The following is a 19,429-nucleotide window of genomic DNA, read 5'->3' on the forward strand; positions in this document are numbered from 1 at the left end:
AAGTGTCGGAGCCGATTGAGAACAGCCTACGGAGGAGGACTAGAATGGCAAATTTGAACCCTTCGATGCGTCTAAAGGTTAAAAGGGATACCTTTTTTCTTCCGGATTTGAACGGTGTATATTTTCGAAATAATGTAAGCTCGTTCCGCATGGAAGGTGAGGCGATCGATCAGTGGATTGAAACATTGATACCGATATTCAATGGGGAGCATCGATTGGAGGATTTGACTGACGGCTTGCCGGACCAACACCGGAACCAGGTATATGAAATTGCGGAAGTTTTGTATCGTAACGGCTTTGCTCGGGATGTGAGCCAGGATGCACCGCATCAATTGCCGGAAGAGGTTCTTACGAAGTATGCTTCTCAAATTGAATTTTTGGATCATTTCGGTGAATCGGGCGCGTATCGGTTTCAGCGCTATCGTCAGACCAAAGTATTGGTGGTTGGTTCGGGTCCTTTTTTGATCTCGGCGATTTCTGCGCTGCTTGATTCCGGTTTGCCCAAGTTTCATGTCTTGGTTTCGGGTACGGATTCGACTGATCGGCAGCGGATGGCAGAGCTGGTGGCACATGCCCATATAACGGATTCTGAGGTGGCAGTAGAGGAGATTACCTTGCCGAAGGAGGAGGGGAGCTGTTGGCAGGAGGCTGTGAGGCCGTTTGATTCGATCGTGTTTGTGTCACAGGAGGACGATGTCCGGGAGCTTCGAATTCTTCATGCAGCTTGCCGGGAGGAGCAGAAGTTGTTTCTTCCTGCCGTATGCCTGCAGCAGGCGGGTATGGCGGGACCGCTGGTTCATCCGGATTTTGAGGGATGCTGGGAGTCGGCATGGCGTCGCCTACACCAATCCGCAATTTCTAAAGACCCGCGGCTGCACACCTTTTCGTCAACAGCGGGAGCCATGCTGGCCAATGTGAGCGTGTTTGAGCTGTTTAAAAAGATTACGGGAGCGGACGATTCGGAACAGAACAACCGATTTTTTCTGCTTAATCTGGAGACTTTGGAAGGAAGGTGGCATTCGTTCCTGCCCCACCCGCTTGTGACCGGACTTAGCGCCCCTGAATGGATCCACGATTTCGATCTTCAGCTCGAACGGAGACCACATAAAAGCGAGCATGGATTGATTCCTTATTTTAGCCGGCTGACATCGGCGGAATCAGGGATTTTTCATGTTTGGGAGGAGGGGGATCTAACGCAGCTGCCGCTCTCTCAGTGTCGCGTTCAGGCCATCGATCCGCTATCGGAAGGACCCGCCGGGCTGCTGCCGGATATGATTTGTACCGATCTGACGCATGAGGAGGCGCGACGGGAAGCGGGACTGGCCGGGATTGAAGCCTATGTGTCGCGAATGGCCGGTACGCTCGTTCCGATGCTTCCTTTTCATCGTGGAGAAGAGGCCGGCAGGATAGAACCGCAGGAATTTATCGGTATCGGAGCGGGAGAGGCGGTTGCGGAAGGTATTTGCCGAGGGCTGCAAAGGTGTTTGGAGGACGTGCTGGGCAAGTGGCAGGCGTCTCAGTTGCCTTTGGTCTCCCGGGTACAACTGCGCACGGTAGAAGATAAACACTGTCTTTTTTATTTGGAAGCATTGACGACAATGAAGGGAGCGCCGGTAATTGCCTTGGGAGAGGAAGTGTCCGGATTTCCCGTGATGTGGGTCCGTACGAGTGATCACTGGTATTGCAGTGTAGGTTTAAATGAGACCATGGCGTTACGAAAGGCATTGCAGCAGGCTTTATTGGAGGCACAAAACCAACGGGATGGCATAAACTCGCTAGCTTTGGAATTTTCGTCCGTGCTTTTGAAAGAACAGGCACCACTAAATCTCGAGATACCCGCATGCGAAACAGCATCACAACCGGCGGTTCTACAATCCGCCTTGCAGGTTTTGAGTCGAAACCGTAAGAGACTCCTAGTCTTCGATCTGGCGGCAGAACCGTTCTTGAAAGAGGAAGTGGCAGGGGTGTTTGGTGTAGTGCTGCGAGAGGAGGGATCCCGGTGAGTGCTGCTGTTGTGATTGTTGGAGAAGGGGTATTGGCGGATTGTGTGTGTGAAGAACTGTCAACCCAATTTGAGGTCGTTCGTCAGAGCGACTTCGAGGCAGGAGTACCGGAAGCGGCGGATTTGGTTCTGGTGTTGAACGATGCCTGGAATCCTTACATTCATCAAAAGGCAGAAGAGCTGCTGCAGCCAGCCGGCATCCCTTGGCTCCGCGGCTTCGTTTCATTCGGCGAGGGCGTGATCGGACCGCTGGTTCGTCCGGGTACACGGGGTTGCTCCCAGTGTGCAGACATGCGGCGCCTCATGGCGGGACGCGAGCGCAAGGAAATGCGGGAGCTGCAGCAGAGGCTGATAACACGCGGGGGAGAAGATCGTGATGCATGGGCGTCACGTACAGGACTTTTGCAGGTGGGTCACTTGCTGGCCGTGGAGGCAAGGATGGTGTTACAAGGCCAAACGGTTCATTTGGCAGAGAAGATGTTTTTGATCAACCTGAAAACGCTGGAGAGCACACTTCACCTCGTTCTCCCTGACCCGCTGTGTCCGGTTTGCAGTCAATTGCTTGACGATTCATCGGAAGCAGCCCATATTTCGCTGCAGCCGAGCCCGAAGATCAGCGAGGACAGTTACCGCTGCCGCGGGATGGATGAGCTGCATAAAGTTCTGACCCAAGACTATCTGGATTACCGGACCGGCTTTCTGAATGGGAAAATGGTTGACCTCAAATCGCCTTTCGCTGATGTGAGTGTGAATCTGCCTTTGCTTGCAGAGGACGTGGGAACGGCAGGCCGGACTCATTCCTATGCGGTGAGCGAGTTGACCGCTATATTGGAAGGGCTGGAGCGGTACTGCGGTCTGGCACCCCGAAGCAAACGGACGGTAATCCGTGATAGCTACCGCAATCTGAAGGATCAAGCGCTCGATCCCGTCAAAGTGGGGGAGCACACGAAGGAACAGTATGCTCAGCCGGGGGCTCCGTATACACCGTTTAATCCTGACCACCCAATCGATTGGGTATGGGGTTATTCGTTTTTGCAAGAGCGTCCGATTCTGGTTCCGGAACAGCTTGCCTATTACAGTATGGGCTGCGGGCACAGTTTTGTGTTTGAAACTTCCAACGGATGCGCGTTAGGCGGAAGTTTGGAGGAAGCTATTTTTTACGGCATATTGGAAGTGGTGGAGCGGGACTCGTTTCTGATGACTTGGTATGCGCAGATGCCTCTCCCGCGCCTTGACCTTTATTCCGCTAACGACCGGGAATTGCAGTTGATGATCGATCGTTTGCGGGCGGTGGCGGGGTTTGATGTGCATTTCTTTAACTCGACGATGGAGAATGGGATTCCAAGTGTGTGGGGAATAGCGAAAAACAGGAAGCAGACAGGTATGAATCTCATCTGTGCGGCCGGGGCTCATCCGGACCCGGTACGGGCCGTGAAAAGCGCGGTTCATGAGTTGGCCGGCATGGTTCAGTCGCTCGACGAGAAATTGGATACGAACCGGGAGACGTATGTCCGAATGTTCCATGATTCATCCCTGGTGGAGCAGATGGAGGATCATTCACTGCTGTACGGACTGCCGCAAGCGCAGGAGCGTCTGCAATTTCTGCTGGATGACAATCGCCCGTTGCGAACGTTTGAAGAGGAGTTCGAGAGGCAGGCAAGACATGCCGATTTAACGGATGATCTGAAGGACATTCTTAAGGCATTCCGCCGACTGAATCTCGATGTGATCGTGGTGGATGTGACAGCGCCGGAAATCATGCGTAACGGACTGCATTGCGTGAAGGTGCTGATCCCCGGGATGCTGCCGATGACATTCGGACATCGCTTTACCCGCTTAGCGGGGCTGGAGCGGGTGCTCCGGGTACCTGTGGAACTTGGGTATGCGGAGAAGCCGCTAAGGCCGGAAGATCTCAATCCACATCCGCATCCATTTCCATAGGTATAAAAACGTGGCGTGGTGAACCACCCTCGTTCATATAAGGAGGGACAAGGATGAGCCTGGAGGCGTTTCTGGACAATTTACACTATGACATTGACAAGACCAAACCCCCGGACTTGGAGGTGGATTGGGAAGACGGGCCGCTTGCGTATAAGCTCTATCGCGGTTTGCCTGTGGTTCCGCTATCCCCGGAAATACCGCTGACGCTCGAAGGCGGCGAAGCTCCAGTGAAGCCTGACCTTCGCCGGGTGGGTCATTTTCTCTGGTACGTATTCGGGCTCACTCAATTGTCCCAGTCCGTTCTTGCCTCAAATTCCATGGTACAATCGATGGGCTTGCTGCAGATGTACCGACGTTTTGCCCCCTCCGGGGGAGCATTATATCCGAATGAAGTATACGTGTATCTGAAGATAGAGGATTTGCCTGCGGGAGTCTATCATTATGACGTGGCACACCACCGCTTGGTGCTGCTGCGCGAAGGCAACTTCGATGCGTATTTAGCCGGGGCTATGGGTAATCGCTATGACGTTTTGGCTTGCTTTGGTACTGTTTTTGTATCGACCCTGTTCTGGAAAAACTTCTTTAAATACAATAACTTTTCCTACCGCCTGCAAGGACTGGATGCGGGTGCGCTGATCGGGCAGCTCTTGGAGGTGGCCAAACGGTTTGGCTTTGCGTCGGGAGTGTATTTCCGGTTTCTCGATCGGGCCGTGAATTATCTTCTCGGGATATCCGAACAAGAGGAAAGTGTTTATGCGGTGATTCCGTTGTCGGTGGAACCAGAGATCTCTTGGTTTGCCAATAGCGATGAGGGAGAGAGGAGTGCTTCCGCTACCGAATTGTGCCGGGAGCTGCCGACGGTTAAGCACAATCAGTACAGCCGGTCCCGTAAGGTTAAGGAATTTCCGATGTTGATCAAAATGAACGAAGCCTCCCTATTGGAATCGCTTCGATCGATACCGCGACCTGGGGAGAAGAAAACCGCTCACTGCGGGGGGCATGTGGTAGTTCTGCCCTATGTGAAGCGATTATCGTATGACCTGGCGTCAGTAAGCCGAAGGCGGTATTCGCCGGACAGTGATTTTAGGATGAGCAAGGTGAGCCAAGAGCAGCTGGCCTTACTGCTGAGGGAGGCCACGGATTCCTTTAGATATTGGAATGACTTGGATGGGTTGCATGGGAACCCCGCTTCCCGCGTCTCCCTGTACGTTTGCCTGTATAACGTTGAGGGTATTCCGGAAGGCGCTTATCATTATGACAGCACTGCTCATGCGTTACGATTGATACGCGATGGGGATTATCGGCTTCAATTGCAGGGAGGAATGCCTTCCGATAATGTGAACCTGTTTCAAGTACCGCTATGCTTTCATATTGCAGGGGACAAGGATCATCTTGCAGCAGCGCTGGGGTATAGAGGGTACCGCATCCAGCAGATGGAAGCAGGGATGCTTGTACAACATTTGCTGTTAGCAGCAACGGCTATCGGGTTAGGGGGGCATCCGCTCCTCGGTTTTGATGCGCGATTATGTGATGAGATCTACAAAATGACTTCACAAGGATTGACGAGTCTAATCCAAATCCCGATAGGACCCTATCGTCATAGTCCCCGCTTAACGGGAGGATTGCATGGCTAGAGGAGACGGATAAAATTTCCTACGCAAAGTAGGTATTACATATCCGTACGTTGTTGGAGGCAGGGGGATGTTAAGTCGGAACTTATGAAACGGCGGCAAACTAGGACCTGAAAAACAGAGTCCTAGACGGCCGCTGTTTTTATTTTGCCATCGTACCCGGTACTTCAGCGATGGTGACCGTGAACCGATGTCGGCCGGGTCGGCTTACTGAATAATAAAAAAGCGGTGCATATTCAAGCATCCATGGCAGCCCCCTATCCCCCATATTCAGAAATATTTTTTTCGGCGTCAACGAAATTAAGGGAACTTTGAACCCGGTATCTTGTCTAATAGGTTGGGAGGGGGACAAAAATTGGAAACCGAGTACCTGAAATATTTTCAAGAGGTCGATAGTACGGAATTGTACAATTTGATGACTCAATATGGGGACGATGTGTGGAGGTATGCCTATGCATTGACCGGAAATTACGAACAATCCAATGATATCGCGCAGGAAGTATTTCTTAAAGTTCATTTGAAAATGTCTACCTTCCGGGGACAATCCTCTTTCAAAACCTGGCTTTTTTCCATTACGAGAAATATCGCGATTAATGAAATGAGATCGAGTTATTTTCGGAGGATTCTGTTGTTTGGAAATGTGAAAAGTACTCAGGTAGCACAGTCAGCCGAGGGTGACTATATGGCGAATCAGGCGGCTGCGGATCTCCGCAAAATTATTATGGGTTTATCCCGAAAATTAAGAGAAGTTCTTATTCTGAATCTGGAACATGAGTTGAGCATTCAAGAAATAGCGGAATTGCTTCTTATCTCTGAAGGAACGGTAAAGTCAAGAATGAGCAGAGCACGCAAAGAAGTTGAAAGAAGATGGAGGAATCTAAACCATGAATCCTGAGAAAACGAACTGGGCGGCAATGGTTAAGGAAAGCTCTATTGGAAGGGGCGCATTCACGGAACAGATGAAGCAGACGGTCCTTACACGGATTGAACGGAACCAAAGAAAGAAACTGAAAAACCCATTCGTCTATATGGCTGCTCCGCTGACAGGTCTTCTGATCTGCCTCCTGCTCTTTCCGGTCTTTGATAATTGGCCTGCAGCCTTTCAAACAATGGGGAAAACGATAATGGGAACCAACGGAACTTCCAGTGAAGATATTACCCTGCATTACGAGCCTGCAAAGGAACTGTCTTCCATCCCTGATACGGATAAGGGAATTAGGGGATATACTTTGTCGCGGCTGCCGTTGGCGTCTGTGCATATAAAAGAAACGGTGTCTACTGCGGGAATCGGCACGTATATGGATTACATTAAATCGGACGAGGATCCGATCTCTTATTTCGGATTTCAGCTTTTCAACCACCCTGGCTCGGCCGAGGATGAGTTTTATGAAATTGGCTATGGCAAAATGACCGACGCGAAACTTTATAAGAGTCATGCCTTTGGCTTGATGGATCTACGGCTGGATGGAAAATGCGGGCCCGAAAGAAGATGTGTGTATTGGATTGCTTTAAAAGAAGATGAGGTTGTGGCCTACGAACAAATGGATGCATGGACCACTTACGAGCAAGATTTGGATAAGGATGGAGTAACCGAGGTTGTCGCATCGACCTTTGCAAAAGAAATCTATATTTACAAACATATAAAAGGTCAGATCCAATCAGTCGATGTTCAAAAGGCGTTGAAGGCCGGATATGGAGATACGGTAACTTATAACCCGGATAATCAAATTTTTCAGATCACCGGTAGGGGTGGAACGAAAAATTATCGCTATGTCACAGGGGCGGATATGCTCCGTCAAGTGCACGAATAGGGAACGGATGAATTGGACACTTGTCATGGCTGCGGCGAGTTATGGATTTACCGAGCTGCGGCTCGTTTTAACAGCATGTAAAAGGTCTCGGCGAAAAGCGGGGCCTTTTTTTGTTCTTAAGGAATGTCGAAAAGAGAACGCGCGAGATCAAAAGCTTTTAAACTCGAAAAACAGGTCGCATTGAATATAGCTTGAGTGTAAACTGAACTATAAGCCTTGTTAAAATATAGAAATAATCGGGGAAAGTATTTTCTTTCCCGCGCAAGACGGGACAAATAACTCAGCGTATAGGCGGTGACTTTGATGAATGAAAAAAGTTGGCTGGTCGTGCAGTTTCCTCTAAAAAGCGTAAAAGGCAGCCAGCGTGACCACTGGTTAAAAGACAAAGTGATGGAGTACTTGGAGATTTTTTTAGCGGATGAGGGGCTTGGCCACGTGGACGGGTTCGATATGGGAAAGTGTGTTTCCGACCCGGCTTCGTATGCTCTTAACATATTTTGCGTCGTTACGGATGAAGCACGCGGTATCGCTTTGATCAAAAAAGTTTTAAGAGAATATAGGCTGGATTATACTCGAATAAAAATTGCATCCATGCCCTATGAGAACGGAGACGCCTACACCCTGAAATATGCTTACAAGAAGGGCGTGACCGATTTTTCGTTATGAGGGGATGGAGACATGAGTATAGCATGAAGTTTGCTGTGTTCAGACAGAGGTAGAAGCCACATGGTCGAAGCGGAGTGAAGGAATACGGAATTGGAGTGGATTCTACAGTTAATAGGTTATGCCCGATAAATCAAGAAGCTACTTCGAACAGAGAGTTACTGTTTCGAGGTAGCTTCTTTGACCTGTTTCCGAATAAATATAAACATCATTTCAATCCTCAGAAAGATAAATATTATCTATCCGACAATCCAAGCATAATATAGATGATTTGTTTTATCAAATTAATTCGATGTATATATTTATTCTAAATTTGACATGCAACATACTTTAAAGGTAATATAAGACTATAAATACCAAAATTTAACTAAAAGGAGAGATATTCATGAATGAAAGGTTTGAAAATAATGTAGAGATGGAGTTACCTCAATTTGAATGGTTCTTGCCACGTCCCCCCAAGCGGGTTTTATCCATAACAATATCAAAAGAGAAAACGATTATTTTTAATAAAAGCCTCTGTGAAAATATCCCACAAAAAATTAAAATTGGGGTCAATTCAGACGGTACTAAACTGGGACTGATAGGATTTCCAGATGCGGGGTATCGCATTCCGAAGAATGGAATAGTCAGGGATGAATACTTGGTTCATTGTATTGAGGAACGCGGGGTTCGTTTGCCCGTAAGATATTCAGTTGAAAAAAAAGATGAACTATGGCTGGCCACGCTAATCCCCTCTACCCCTGCACCAACAGCTCCGAGAGCGACTCCTAAAAAACCAAGAACAAATGGGCTTAAAGCTATGCTTCCAAAAAAGAAATAATACTATGACAAAGATTACCGAAGACGATGTTGTGAAACATTATATTGCTCTTGTCGTTCAGGAATGTAAAAATTCCTATAAAGGCTTGGAGTTAGAGGATAGAATTGCAGAAGGCACACTTGCCCTAATCCATGCTATACGTACATATAAGGTGCAGTATGGATGTTTTGAAGAATACTTGCTTTTACAATTAAGAATAATTATGAAGGAAAAAAATAAAGCTGCATGGACCTCCAAAAGACTAGAGTCTATGCTCTCTTTAGACGCTCCTTCAATCAATAACAGTAGCACCTTCTCCGTCTTGTCCAACTTCTTAGGTTCACCCTCACATGATGAAACTGATTTTGAAGTGAATTATTTCATAGAGAATTTGTCATTGATAGAGAAACAAGTAGTTTCTCATTTAATGGAGGATCGCGATTTGATCAAGATATCTAGGCATCTCGGAGTCTCGGTTTCACAAATACAGCGAATCATTGAAAATATTCAAAATAAGGTTGAGTTACACATGAATGATTATTAGTAATTGGCACAAGGAGATGCTCTTGTTCTTAGTCCACAGGCCTTTATGTGATATACTGACAGTAAAAAGTACTAACTTTCAGAGGTGACGAAGATGCGTTGGGAAGAGGTTAGAGAGCAATTTCCAGACGAATGGGTGGTCTGTGAGGCTTTAAAGTCTCATTCAGAAGACGGATACTGGTTCATTGATGAAGTGGCACTTATTGATCGTTTTGCCGACTCAACAGTGGCAATGAAGCGTTATTATGAATTGCACCGGGAGCAGCCTTATCGGGAATATGGGTTCTTTCACACATCTCGGGAGGAACTGAAACTTCGAGAGAAGTGGGCGGGAGTTAGAGGGCCTAGATGAATATTGAGATAAAGTACGGGTTACCTTTTGTAGAAGTTGTGGTTTGTTATCGGGGCGAACAACTTCATTTGAAGCACGTTTTGCTCGATACTGGTTCAGCGGGAACGATTTTCAGCGCAGATGTAGTAGATGCCATCGGAGTTAAAGTTGAGCCTGAGGATGTTCTGAATAAGATAAGGGGCGTAGGGGGAGTAGAAATTGTTTACTCCAAATATTTTGACTTCGTGAGGACAGGCGAGGTTTTTTTGGAAGTTTTTGAAGTAGAGATAGGAAAAATGAATTATGGATTGGAGATCGATGGAATCATTGGTTTCGATTTCATCCGGGCAGCGGGCTTAGTAATCAATTCTAAAGAATTGACTTTAAGCGCGAGGGTTTAGCTGCATTATCCCGGAATATCCCAAACCTTACGCGCATACATACAAGAGACCCAGCCGACGGCCGGGTCTTTTTGCTGCCCCAAATCTTGACAACGGAGGTTTACTGCAATAAACTCATCATATAGAGGTTTACCTTAATAAACCTTCAAGGAGGCGATCCGATTGGAACCGTACAAATTGTTCGATGCCGAATACAAATTTGCCTGTCTGGTTTGGGATCATGAACCGGTCAATTCTACCGATCTTGTAAAGCTAAGCCAAACCAAGCTTGGCTGGAAGAAGTCCACAACCTATACCGTGTTAAGAAAGCTTTGTGAGCGGGGAATTCTCAAAAACGAGGAAGCGACGGTCACTGCAATCATTAAGAAAACGGACGCGCAGAAATACGAAAGCCGGACGGTTGTAGATAAAGCCTTCAACGGATCTTTGCCGCAGTTTTTAACCGCTTTTCTGGGTGAAAAGAAACTGTCGGAGAAGGAGGCTGAGGAGCTGAAGCGGATTATTGAGGAGGCGACCCGATGACGAGCCTGTTTCTTACGATCCTTAATATGAGCATTACGGCCAGTTATGTCGCTCTTGCGGTTATGATGGCGAGATTTCTTTTGAAACGGGCCCCCAAAATATTCTCTTACATCCTATGGTCGGCCGTAGCCGTAAGACTGCTCATCCCTGTCAGCTTCACTTCAAGTTTTAGCCTGTTACGGCTAGTACAGCCCCAAGGCAAAGCCGGAACGGGTTTCATGGAGTTTGTGCCGCAGAGTATAGGGATGCAAAAAAATCCTGTGGTGGATGCCGGAATAAGCGGAATAAGCCGTTTTATTAACTCGGCTCTTCCCGCTGCCGCACCGGCATCAAGCGCAAATCCCATGCAAATCGTCCTGTGGATTACAAGTATAATCTGGATAACGGGCATCGTCGTTCTTCTCTTTTACAGCGTCCTGTCTTATTTGAAAATACGGGCCAGAATCCGGACGGCAACTCTCGTCAGGGATCGACTATTTGAGACGGACCGGATCACCACACCGTTTGTATGCGGTTTTCTGAAGCCGAGAATATACATTCCGACCGGTCTAAGTGAGCAAGAGCTGTCGTACGTTTTACTGCATGAAGAGACGCATATCCGGAGACGGGATTATTGGATAAAACCTCTGGCGTTCGTGATTCTGACTCTCCATTGGTTTAATCCCCTTATGTGGCTGTCTTATGCGCTTATGAGCAAGGACATGGAGATGTCCTGTGACGAGAGTGTGGTGCGCGAGATGGGCGACCGGATTAAAGGAAGCTACTCGACGACCTTGCTTTCCCTTGCGGTAAGGAGGAGCGGGCTCGGGACAGGTAGTCCGCTTGCTTTTGGAGAGGGGAATATTAAAGCGAGGATTAAAAATATTCTCGCCTATCGTCGGCCCTCCCCTTGGATGGCCGCAGGCTCTATGCTTGTTAGTGCAGCCTTGGTGCTAGGTTGTTCAGCCAATCCCGAGCCTTTAGCGCATCCGCCCCGGCTATCCTCGCAACCGCTTTATTCCGGGTATGATATGGAAAAGCTTATGGAGAACAAAACGCTCTATGTCGGCAACCATATAAAAGTAGGCGGCCTCATCGGCGGAATGCCGAGGCCAAACGGCTTGGAAGGCAGGGGCATTGAGCTTCAAACGAAGGCGCAGCCTTACGGAGTTACGGTCTATTATGTCGCGAACGACGATATGGCTGTGTTAAAAGACGGGCCAAACAGCGGAGAAGCTTTTTACCGGAATTCCATTCTGATGTTAAGTTTGATTGATAATGTGGATTGGATCGCCTATTCGATTGCGGACCCTGCGGGTCCGAATGATGGCTCGGCGCACACCTTTACGCTCACTAGAGAACAGGCCGAAAAAATGCTGGGTGAGGATATCAGGTCCTACGGCAAGGACCAAACAAACCTGCGGCAGCTCATTGATCGTTTGGAACGTCTGAACTTCAATGAAACCGGGAGTACGGTTTAGTCATAAGCCGTCGCGATCTTCTATTTGCTCCTGCGTTTCTTCTCCAGACAGCCCAGAAGGTCCCCGGAAAGAATCCGGGGGCCTTTTGTTGTTCCGTTTTTTTCAACATAGAGGCTGTATAGGTTTCAATCCCTTCTTGACTCTCCACTATACTGGAGACTGTATAATTATGGGGGAAGGAGGGGCTTAGATGTACAGTATCGGACAGTTGTCCAAGAAGACGAACATAGCGATAAGAACGCTGAGATATTACGATGAAATCGGGCTGCTGAAGCCCGCCAAGGTAGCGGATTCGGGTTACCGGTACTACTCCGGCAGGGAAATTAAGCTGCTCCAGCATATTGCGGCGTTGAAGGAGCTGGGTTTTACACTGGCTTCGATCAAAAAGATGCTTTCCTCCGGGGAAGAGACAAGCGAGATTAATTGGGGAGCTTATCTGGATTTTGAGCTGGCCGCGGTTGCGGAAGAGAGAAGGCGGCTGGATGAGATGGAGAAGCTGCTCCAGATCACACGGCACGCGTTCGAGATGAAGGGAGATGTCGAGTCGGAGGACATTTTTTTATTCATCCGGTCTCTAAGCGCTCCATCCGAGGGCAGGGAAACGTTCCTGACTCAACATTTTACGGATAACGAGATTAGGATCATCAAAAGCTTGCCGGACCTGAGCGCGGACGATCCGCGGAATATGGCGTGGGCAAAATTGATCCGGGAGGTCAAGGAGCGCCTGCATGAACTTCCGTCCTCGGTCGCTTCTCAAGATCTTGCGGCTCGGATCGTAGAAATTTCGATGGATTGGTTTCAGCAGGATGAGCAGCTCATCGAGAAATATTGGTCGCTAATCCGTCCCGAAGAAGGGAAAGAAGCGAAGGTATACGGAATGGAAGCCGACGTGATGGATTATATCGACCGGATTGTCGACTGGTATTTGCAGCATTTGGAGGAGGGAGATAAGCAGGATGGGAGCCAAAGCGGAAGTGAGGATGAGTGAAGCAAGAGCATGGGCCTATGTGATCCTGGGAGGACTACTGGAGATTGTGTGGGCAAGCGGATTCAAATATGAAGCTGTTCCGGGTATTGTCGTTCTCATCGCCCTGTTGACGAGCTTCGAATTAATCATTAAAGCAGCCAAGGTTTTACCGGTGGGGACGGTTTATGCCGTATTTGCGGGTATGGGGACGCTCGGGACTACGATTGTGGAAATTGTCATGTCCGGAGGGGCTGTCAGCATGGTACGGATTGTTTGTATCCTTCTTCTACTGGCGTGTATCGTCGGTTTGAAACTGTCGGGTAAAGGAAGTGAGACGTGATGGATTGGCTGCTGCTCATTTCGGCGGGTCTGCTGGAAGTGATCGGGGTGATCGGGATCAAACGGGTCGCTCAAAAAAACAATGTCACCAACAACATTATCCTTATCGGGGGATTTCTCGTAAGCTTCCAACTGCTTGTCCGGGCGATGGAAACGATCCCTCTGGCGACGGCTTACGCGGTATGGACGGGAATCGGAACAGTCGGGGCCGCCGTTGTGGGGATGTTATTTTTCAAAGAACCGAGAGGCTGGCTGCGGATCGGTTGTATTATCGGTATTATATGTTCTGTCGGCGGGTTGAAATTGGCCGGATAAATGATTAGAGGAGCTGCGGCGGCAGCTCCTTTTTTGTTTTCTCCGCAAAGCGATCACAGCTGATTGTTGTAAAACTGAGGTGCCGTTTGCTGCCCGGGGTATGTGTAGTAAGAAGTTCCTGCGTAAGACAGGGTTGATTGTTCAGGGAAATACGGGTTAGCTGTTCCTTGATTATTTTCGCGAAAAAAGATAGGAGTAAAGAAGGGGGTTCCAAATCCCCCAAACCCGAACGGGCTGCCAAAGCCCCCGAACCCGAACGGAGTCCCAAATTCTCCGAATCCGAACGGACTCCCAAACCCAAACGGGCTTCCAAAACCACCGGGTCCAAAACCGCCAGGTCCAAAACCTCCGAAGCCTCCCTGAAAACTCATATGTGCCGCCCCCAATCTAATGGTGTAGGTATTTGACTTTGGTATTGTATGGGCTTCTGTCATAAACGGTACCTAGCTAGAGGTGAAATAGGCTTTGCCAAATTCCGATGGGCTTAGATAAACCTCCTTCTTGTGGTATACTTAAACAATCAGTCAAGAATGTACTGGCTAAGATTAGGAAGGTTGCCGTCCTATGCAAGCATTCCAGGATTGGAATCAAAAGGTGAAAAAGACGTTCAATGCGACGAGTAACGAGGTTGTTTTGACGGTCACGGAAGCGGGAAATTTACTGGGGCTGTCCAAAGATCAGATGAAGACTTATGTAGATAAAAGCACGCTGACCAAGGTGCCGATCATGAGAAGCGTTCATAGGTATCTTTTATTGAAAAAGGAAATAGACGAGCTGTTAGAGCGGTAAAAAACACCTGGATAGGTGTTTTTTTATTAGTTGCACCTGCGGGTGGGGAACAATAGCACGGATAGGTTTATTCATATGAAGGAGGCCGGATTGAATGAACGATTGTCATGCCGGAACGGAAACGGCGGGGCTGACGCCTCCGCAAAGCAATCTGCAAACGGCCACGCTCGGAATGGGCTGTTTTTGGAGCCCGGATGCCTTGTTCGGCCATTTGCCCGGTGTAATCCGCACCAGGGTTGGCTATGCCGGAGGAAGGGCCGAACAGCCGACTTATCGCGAAATGGGAGACCATTCGGAGACGGTAGAGCTGGAGTTTGACCCGGGGGTTATTACGTTTGAGGATATTCTGGACGTTTTCTGGAATAACCACAATCCCGTCAACATAAACGGGTATAAAGGGCGGCAGTATTTGTCGCTGATTTTGTACCATAATAGGGAGCAGCAGGAGGCTGTGCAAGCGGTTATTTCCCGGCGAAAGAAACAGGGAAGCACGGAGACGGAGACGGAAGTGGCTCCCTACTCGATTTTTTATCCGGCAGAAGAACGGCATCAGAAATACTATTTGAAAAGATTCCCCGACGCCGTCGACAAGCTCGGCACCCTGTATCCTTCTCACTGCGAGCTGGTGAATTCGACTTTGGCGGCGCGGCTGAACGGACTGGCCAAAGGTTACACGAGCCTGGAGCGGGTTGCCGGAGAGATCAAGCAGTGGCCGGTTGAGCCGGAGGCCCGGCAGAAGGTTCTCGATCTGATCCGTCGGATCCGGTGGTAGACAGCTTTCGGGGCGGAGACGAATTACTTGCAAAACTCAACTGTATGCCGAATTTTTACTCCAACATACCTGGAATCCGGGAAAATAGGTTGTGCATATAAATATATGGTTATATAATAATGTCGGCTTAAAATTCTTTTAAATATTCCGGATTACAGGGCTCTTATAACGAAAAATTAGCGGTATTTCGTGAACGAAGCGTTAAGTTGGAGGTTGGTGCAGTGAGTACTGTCGTGTGGGCGTGTCTCATTTTTTTGATTACGTTGACGCTGATTATTTGGCAGCCCCGAAATTTGTCTATCGGTTGGTCGGCTTGTGCAGGAGCGGCGGCAGCTCTTCTGGCGGGTGTGGTCACCTTACAGGATGTGTGGGATGTCACGAATATCGTCTGGAACGCAACGCTGACATTCGTGGCGATTATTTTGATCTCGCTGATTCTGGACCGGATCGGCTTTTTTGAGTGGGCGGCGCTGCATATGGCCAAAGCGGCCAAAGGCAGCGGTCTTCGCATGTTTATATATGTATCGGTGCTCGGAGCATTTGTCTCGGCTTTTTTTGCCAATGACGGAGCCGCGTTGATATTGACTCCGATTGTGCTGGCCATGGTACGGGCGCTTCGTTTCGACGAGAAGAAAGTGTTCCCGTTCATTATCGCCGGGGGTTTTATTGCGGACACGACGTCGCTGCCGCTGGTCGTCAGCAATCTGGTGAATATCGTTTCGGCAGACTATTTCGGGATCAGTTTCATGGAATACGCCGGGCGGATGATCGTGCCGAATTTATTTTCGCTGGCTGCCAGCATTCTGGTACTGTATCTTTTCTTCCGGAAAAGTATCCCCCGGCGTTTTGACGCGGAGCAGGTGAAACAACCGGCGGATGCGCTTAAAGATCCCGCCATGTTCCGATTGTCGTGGGTGGTGCTGGGAGTTCTGCTGGCCGGGTATTTCGTCAGCGAGTATTTGAACATTCCCGTGTCGGTTATCGCGGGTGTTATGGCCTTTTTCTTGCTGCTAATGGCGCGTAAAAGTTCTGCCGTTCCGGTCCGGGAAGTGGTGAAAGGCGCTCCGTGGGCGATCGTCTTTTTTTCCGTCGGGATGTATGTGGTCGTATACGGGCTGCGTAATGCAGGCTTAACGGATCTGCTGGCCGGTGTTATTCAGGCGGCGGCTGACCGGGGAATGTTCGCGGCGACAATGGGGATGGGTTTTCTGGCCGCATTGACTTCTTCGCTCATGAACAACCTGCCTACCGTCATGATTGACGCCCTCGCCATTGACGCAACCAGCGTGGCGGGTCCCGCGAAAGAAGCGCTCATCTATGCGAATGTGATCGGTTCCGACCTGGGACCCAAAATTACCCCTATCGGTTCCCTGGCGACGCTGCTCTGGCTCCATGTCTTGAATTCCAAAGGAGTGAGAATCTCCTGGGGCGCTTATTTTAAAACGGGGATTATTCTTACCGTTCCTACGTTGTTTATTACTCTGCTGGGCCTGTACTTCTGGTTAAGGGTTTTGGCTTGACGCGGGCGCGGTGGGAGTGATGGAGGAAGCGGGCATAGACATTTCGATGGTATCCAGGCAAAATTCGGTTGGGGCGCCCGCAAACACGAGCTGTTCGATCCCCTGTTTTTGCAAAAAGTCCGGCGGCTCCGTTTCGCGAAAAAAGCTGACTTCCACCGAGGCAGGAGTCAGCTTTTTTTATCTTATATTTTGAAATATTGAGTTGTTTAAGTTACAGTTAGTTGATTGATCTCGATAAGAGTGCCGCTAGAATTGTAAATATTAACGACATAGTAACCCGGCTTGAGGAAATAAATATAATTGTCTTCAAACTTTAAGCCGCTGGAAGATCCTTCAACCAGTTGGAAAGAAACTTTTCCGAAACTGGGAACGCTCCAACCCTTGCTGCCTCCGACGACATGGTAGGTGTGGATAGTCCAGACATTATTTGCAGTAAGGTTGGTTGGAGTGACTTGTACTTCTTGGGCCAGGGCACTTCCGCCAATCGAGGCTGCGATAGAGAGAGTAGCTAATGAAGCTAACAGTATTTTTTTCATAATAATGCCTCCACTACTATTATTTTTTAGAAACTGGCCAGTTCCTAACCCATTCGTTTTATTAAATAGGCTTAAAAGGAGACTACCACATTTAAATATAAATGTAAATAATTACATATTTTTAAACGATAAAACAGGAATTTTGTAGGAGAATATCCAATAAATAATGGGGAATAATTAGTAGTTTAGAACCAAATTCCAAATTATATAATCCTATCTGTCCCGGGTTTACAAATCTATAAATCTAGATATAATAGGGAGCATGGAACCTTTATTGATCTATAAAGCATTGGCCAACGAAACAAGGCGGCAAATCCTCGAATGGCTCAAAGATCCTGCGGAACATTTCGACCCGGCGCCATATATCCAGCACGGCATCGAATTCAAGACCGGGGTCTGCGTAGCGGATATGCAGGGGAAGACGGGGCTTGCGCAATCGGTAATCTCCAGCTATTTAGCGACTATGCAGAAGGCAGGTCTAGTCGAATCGGAACGGATAGGCAAGTGGACGTTTTACAGACGCAATGAAAAAACAATCCGGGAGTTTGCCGATTACATCCGGAATGAACTATAGGAGGGAGCGCTTTTTTTTACTCAAATAAATCTATATATCTAGATATATAAATAATAATATGAATGATCCTTATTCATGAGAATTCACTTCTCATTCCACATAGATACCAAATACGAGTGAGTCAGACAGGAGTGTTTGCTGCATGAAACAGAGAAGCACGCTGCTCATTGTGATTCTCGCTTTGGGCGTTTTCGGCATTATTACGACAGAAATAGGAGTGGTCGGAGTACTGCCTCAAATTACGGAGAAATTCGGGGTAACGGCCTCCCAATCGGGTCTTCTGGTCAGCGCGTTTGCTCTCGTGGTGGCTCTGTCCGGACCGTTCCTGACACTGCTTGCCTCGGGAATAAATCGCAAACGGATTTTGCTTCTTTCCGTCCTGGTCTTCGCGATTTCCAACCTCGTTTACGTGATGACGGCCAGCTATAACGTGATGCTGCTGTTCCGCATCCTCCCGGCGTTCTTCCACCCGGTGTTTTTCTCGGTAGCGCTGGTGACTGCAGCCAAGCTCGTCTCCCCGGAAAAGAGCGGCCAAGCGGTGACTAAAGTTTTTGCCGGCATAACGGTCGGGTTCGCTTTCGGCGTTCCCCTCACTTCCTATCTGGCGGAGCAGCTTTCGCTGGAAGCGGCGTTTCTGTTCGGGGCCTTTGTGAACGGGGCCGCATTTATCGGCATCCTTTTCTGGCTGCCGTCCATGCCGGTTAAGGAAAGAATGTCGTACGGCAAACAGCTCGGTATTTTGCGGAAACCGGGCTTATGGCTGAATATTGCGGCCGTTATGTGCCTGTTTGCGGCTATGTTCTCGGTATACAGCTACTTTGCGGAGTATCTGGGTCAAGTGACCCGAATGACAGGCTCGTTAATCAGCGCGATGCTGATGGTGTTCGGCGTCGTTATGATTATGGGAAATTTTCTGTTTGGTGTTTGGCTGCAAAAGAGCGTGAAGAAGACGGTACTGCTGTTTCCGCTTCTGTACGCCGTCATTTATTTGATGAACTACTGGCTGGGGTCCTATCTGGTTCCGATGATCGGAATGATCGTCCTGTGGGGGATTGTACACTCAGGCGGGCTCATTATCAGCCAGACCTGGCTCATGGAGGAATCGGGAGAAGCTCCCGAGTTCGGCAACAGTCTTTTCGTATCGTTTTCGAACCTGGGAATTACGATAGGAAGCGCGGCGGGAGGCTGGTTTATTTCCCGGCTCGGTGTGCATCAGCTTGTCTGGAGCGGGACTTTGTTCGCGGGACTCGCGTTTGTTCTGATTCTGATCAAAATGAGCGCATTCCGTACTCAAGCGGATTCGTTAGAACACCACGCCCCCGCCGAATAACGCTTTTCAAGCGTTATGTGTGAGGAGTGCTGTTTGGAGTGCTTCTTTAGAGGCGGGGTAGGGCAGGGAATGCGCAGGCAGGGCCTCACGACTTGTACCGGCAGGAAGACTTTTGTACGATAAGGAGGATTCACATAGAGAACGGAGAATAGGATTCGGATAAAAAAGGCTTCCGTGAGGAGC

The 19,429-nt window shown here is 48.8% G+C and carries 22 protein-coding genes; 20 read left to right on the forward strand and 2 right to left on the reverse strand.

From position 1 onward, the window contains the following. Window positions 1-44: 44 nt before the first annotated feature. The 15 genes from KVT34_RS18070 (at window position 45) to KVT34_RS18140 (ending at window position 13,725) form a co-directional block, all read left to right on the forward strand. Window positions 45-2,003, forward strand: a complete 1,959-nt coding sequence (locus KVT34_RS18070; RefSeq protein WP_217560216.1) for a putative thiazole-containing bacteriocin maturation protein — start codon at window positions 45-47, stop codon at window positions 2,001-2,003. Next, window positions 2,000-3,943, forward strand: a complete 1,944-nt coding sequence (locus tag KVT34_RS18075) for a TOMM precursor leader peptide-binding protein (protein ID WP_217560217.1) — start codon at window positions 2,000-2,002, stop codon at window positions 3,941-3,943. Before KVT34_RS18070 ends, KVT34_RS18075 begins: the two co-directional genes overlap by 4 nt. A 53-nt stretch (window positions 3,944-3,996) precedes the next feature. Then, on the forward strand, window positions 3,997-5,577 hold the full coding sequence (locus tag KVT34_RS18080; RefSeq protein ID WP_217560218.1) for a SagB family peptide dehydrogenase: 1,581 nt from the start codon (window positions 3,997-3,999) through the stop codon (window positions 5,575-5,577). 352 nt (window positions 5,578-5,929) lie between these two features. Continuing rightward, complete coding sequence (locus KVT34_RS18085) at window positions 5,930-6,469, forward strand: RNA polymerase sigma factor (RefSeq protein WP_217560219.1); 540 nt, start codon at window positions 5,930-5,932, stop codon at window positions 6,467-6,469. Beyond that, window positions 6,459-7,385 (forward strand): hypothetical protein, encoded by a 927-nt coding sequence (locus tag KVT34_RS18090; RefSeq protein WP_254634971.1) that lies wholly within the window; start codon window positions 6,459-6,461, stop codon window positions 7,383-7,385. The genes KVT34_RS18085 and KVT34_RS18090 overlap by 11 nt, the downstream gene beginning before the upstream one ends. A gap of 303 nt (window positions 7,386-7,688) precedes the next feature. Then, window positions 7,689-8,051, forward strand: a complete 363-nt coding sequence (locus KVT34_RS18095) for a hypothetical protein (protein WP_217560220.1) — start codon at window positions 7,689-7,691, stop codon at window positions 8,049-8,051. A gap of 382 nt (window positions 8,052-8,433) precedes the next feature. Beyond that, complete coding sequence (locus tag KVT34_RS18100) at window positions 8,434-8,868, forward strand: hypothetical protein (RefSeq protein ID WP_217560221.1); 435 nt, start codon at window positions 8,434-8,436, stop codon at window positions 8,866-8,868. Between the two features lie 4 nt (window positions 8,869-8,872). After that, window positions 8,873-9,391, forward strand: a complete 519-nt coding sequence (locus KVT34_RS18105) for a sigma-70 RNA polymerase sigma factor region 4 domain-containing protein (RefSeq protein WP_217560222.1) — start codon at window positions 8,873-8,875, stop codon at window positions 9,389-9,391. A 93-nt stretch (window positions 9,392-9,484) separates the two neighbouring features. Next, window positions 9,485-9,742 carry a hypothetical protein gene (locus tag KVT34_RS18110; RefSeq protein ID WP_217560223.1) on the forward strand — a complete coding sequence of 86 codons (258 nt, stop codon included), beginning with the start codon at window positions 9,485-9,487 and terminating at the stop codon, window positions 9,740-9,742. After that, window positions 9,739-10,122, forward strand: coding sequence for a retropepsin-like aspartic protease (locus tag KVT34_RS18115; protein WP_217560224.1), 384 nt, complete (start codon window positions 9,739-9,741; stop codon window positions 10,120-10,122). The genes KVT34_RS18110 and KVT34_RS18115 overlap by 4 nt, the downstream gene beginning before the upstream one ends. 162 nt (window positions 10,123-10,284) lie before the next feature. After that, entirely contained in the window at window positions 10,285-10,644 is a 360-nt protein-coding gene (locus tag KVT34_RS18120; protein WP_042232246.1) for a BlaI/MecI/CopY family transcriptional regulator, read from the forward strand. Further along, window positions 10,641-12,104, forward strand: coding sequence for a M56 family metallopeptidase (locus KVT34_RS18125; RefSeq protein ID WP_217560225.1), 1,464 nt, complete (start codon window positions 10,641-10,643; stop codon window positions 12,102-12,104). Before KVT34_RS18120 ends, KVT34_RS18125 begins: the two co-directional genes overlap by 4 nt. 190 nt (window positions 12,105-12,294) lie before the next feature. After that, on the forward strand, window positions 12,295-13,092 hold the full coding sequence (locus tag KVT34_RS18130; protein ID WP_217560226.1) for a MerR family transcriptional regulator: 798 nt from the start codon (window positions 12,295-12,297) through the stop codon (window positions 13,090-13,092). Then, window positions 13,061-13,411, forward strand: a complete 351-nt coding sequence (locus KVT34_RS18135; protein WP_217560227.1) for a DMT family transporter — start codon at window positions 13,061-13,063, stop codon at window positions 13,409-13,411. The genes KVT34_RS18130 and KVT34_RS18135 overlap by 32 nt, the downstream gene beginning before the upstream one ends. Then, window positions 13,411-13,725: a DMT family transporter gene (locus KVT34_RS18140; RefSeq protein WP_217560506.1), complete on the forward strand. Its 315-nt coding sequence runs from the start codon at window positions 13,411-13,413 to the stop codon at window positions 13,723-13,725. The genes KVT34_RS18135 and KVT34_RS18140 overlap by 1 nt, the downstream gene beginning before the upstream one ends. A 53-nt stretch (window positions 13,726-13,778) precedes the next feature. Here KVT34_RS18140 and KVT34_RS18145 read toward each other — a convergent pair whose 3' ends face one another. Beyond that, window positions 13,779-14,096: a hypothetical protein gene (locus KVT34_RS18145; RefSeq protein ID WP_217560228.1), complete on the reverse strand. Its 318-nt coding sequence runs from the start codon at window positions 14,094-14,096 to the stop codon at window positions 13,779-13,781. 193 nt (window positions 14,097-14,289) lie between these two features. Here KVT34_RS18145 and KVT34_RS18150 point away from each other — a divergent pair, with 193 nt between their 5' ends. From KVT34_RS18150 to KVT34_RS18160, 3 genes are all read left to right on the forward strand, one after another. After that, the gene (locus KVT34_RS18150; protein ID WP_009672945.1) at window positions 14,290-14,514 is read left to right on the forward strand and encodes a MerR family transcriptional regulator; all 225 of its coding nucleotides are present in this window, start codon (window positions 14,290-14,292) and stop codon (window positions 14,512-14,514) included. Between the two features lie 94 nt (window positions 14,515-14,608). Continuing rightward, window positions 14,609-15,286 (forward strand): peptide-methionine (S)-S-oxide reductase MsrA, encoded by a 678-nt coding sequence (gene msrA, locus KVT34_RS18155; protein WP_217560230.1) that lies wholly within the window; start codon window positions 14,609-14,611, stop codon window positions 15,284-15,286. A gap of 221 nt (window positions 15,287-15,507) precedes the next feature. Then, window positions 15,508-16,806 carry an arsenic transporter gene (locus tag KVT34_RS18160; RefSeq protein ID WP_217560231.1) on the forward strand — a complete coding sequence of 433 codons (1,299 nt, stop codon included), beginning with the start codon at window positions 15,508-15,510 and terminating at the stop codon, window positions 16,804-16,806. A gap of 206 nt (window positions 16,807-17,012) precedes the next feature. Here the strand turns inward: KVT34_RS18160 and KVT34_RS18165 are convergent, their stop codons facing one another. Then, window positions 17,013-17,342 (reverse strand): hypothetical protein, encoded by a 330-nt coding sequence (locus tag KVT34_RS18165; RefSeq protein ID WP_217560232.1) that lies wholly within the window; start codon window positions 17,340-17,342, stop codon window positions 17,013-17,015. A 262-nt stretch (window positions 17,343-17,604) separates the two neighbouring features. Here KVT34_RS18165 and KVT34_RS18170 point away from each other — a divergent pair, with 262 nt between their 5' ends. Continuing rightward, window positions 17,605-17,916, forward strand: coding sequence for an ArsR/SmtB family transcription factor (locus KVT34_RS18170; protein ID WP_042232231.1), 312 nt, complete (start codon window positions 17,605-17,607; stop codon window positions 17,914-17,916). Window positions 17,917-18,058: 142 nt separating this feature from the next. Then, window positions 18,059-19,246, forward strand: a complete 1,188-nt coding sequence (locus KVT34_RS18175; protein ID WP_217560233.1) for an MFS transporter — start codon at window positions 18,059-18,061, stop codon at window positions 19,244-19,246. The last annotated feature ends 183 nt before the right edge of the window (window positions 19,247-19,429 follow it).

The organism is Paenibacillus sp. GbtcB18 (assembly GCF_019091125.1).
Taxonomy (GTDB): Bacteria; Bacillota; Bacilli; order Paenibacillales; family NBRC-103111; genus Paenibacillus_F; species Paenibacillus_F chitinolyticus.

Coding starts and splice junctions, on each gene's coding strand:
- KVT34_RS18070 (WP_217560216.1), top strand. CDS start 45: ATGGCAAATTTGAACCCTTCGATGCGTCTAAAGGTTAAAAGGGATACC.
- KVT34_RS18080 (WP_217560218.1), top strand. CDS start 3,997: ATGAGCCTGGAGGCGTTTCTGGACAATTTACACTATGACATTGACAAG.
- KVT34_RS18090 (WP_254634971.1), top strand. CDS start 6,459: ATGAATCCTGAGAAAACGAACTGGGCGGCAATGGTTAAGGAAAGCTCT.
- KVT34_RS18095 (WP_217560220.1), top strand. CDS start 7,689: ATGAATGAAAAAAGTTGGCTGGTCGTGCAGTTTCCTCTAAAAAGCGTA.
- KVT34_RS18100 (WP_217560221.1), top strand. CDS start 8,434: ATGAATGAAAGGTTTGAAAATAATGTAGAGATGGAGTTACCTCAATTT.
- KVT34_RS18105 (WP_217560222.1), top strand. CDS start 8,873: ATGACAAAGATTACCGAAGACGATGTTGTGAAACATTATATTGCTCTT.
- KVT34_RS18110 (WP_217560223.1), top strand. CDS start 9,485: ATGCGTTGGGAAGAGGTTAGAGAGCAATTTCCAGACGAATGGGTGGTC.
- KVT34_RS18115 (WP_217560224.1), top strand. CDS start 9,739: ATGAATATTGAGATAAAGTACGGGTTACCTTTTGTAGAAGTTGTGGTT.
- KVT34_RS18125 (WP_217560225.1), top strand. CDS start 10,641: ATGACGAGCCTGTTTCTTACGATCCTTAATATGAGCATTACGGCCAGT.
- KVT34_RS18130 (WP_217560226.1), top strand. CDS start 12,295: ATGTACAGTATCGGACAGTTGTCCAAGAAGACGAACATAGCGATAAGA.
- KVT34_RS18135 (WP_217560227.1), top strand. CDS start 13,061: ATGGGAGCCAAAGCGGAAGTGAGGATGAGTGAAGCAAGAGCATGGGCC.
- KVT34_RS18140 (WP_217560506.1), top strand. CDS start 13,411: ATGGATTGGCTGCTGCTCATTTCGGCGGGTCTGCTGGAAGTGATCGGG.
- KVT34_RS18145 (WP_217560228.1), bottom strand. CDS start 14,096: ATGAGTTTTCAGGGAGGCTTCGGAGGTTTTGGACCTGGCGGTTTTGGA.
- KVT34_RS18150 (WP_009672945.1), top strand. CDS start 14,290: ATGCAAGCATTCCAGGATTGGAATCAAAAGGTGAAAAAGACGTTCAAT.
- msrA (WP_217560230.1), top strand. CDS start 14,609: ATGAACGATTGTCATGCCGGAACGGAAACGGCGGGGCTGACGCCTCCG.
- KVT34_RS18165 (WP_217560232.1), bottom strand. CDS start 17,342: ATGAAAAAAATACTGTTAGCTTCATTAGCTACTCTCTCTATCGCAGCC.
- KVT34_RS18170 (WP_042232231.1), top strand. CDS start 17,605: ATGGAACCTTTATTGATCTATAAAGCATTGGCCAACGAAACAAGGCGG.
- KVT34_RS18175 (WP_217560233.1), top strand. CDS start 18,059: ATGAAACAGAGAAGCACGCTGCTCATTGTGATTCTCGCTTTGGGCGTT.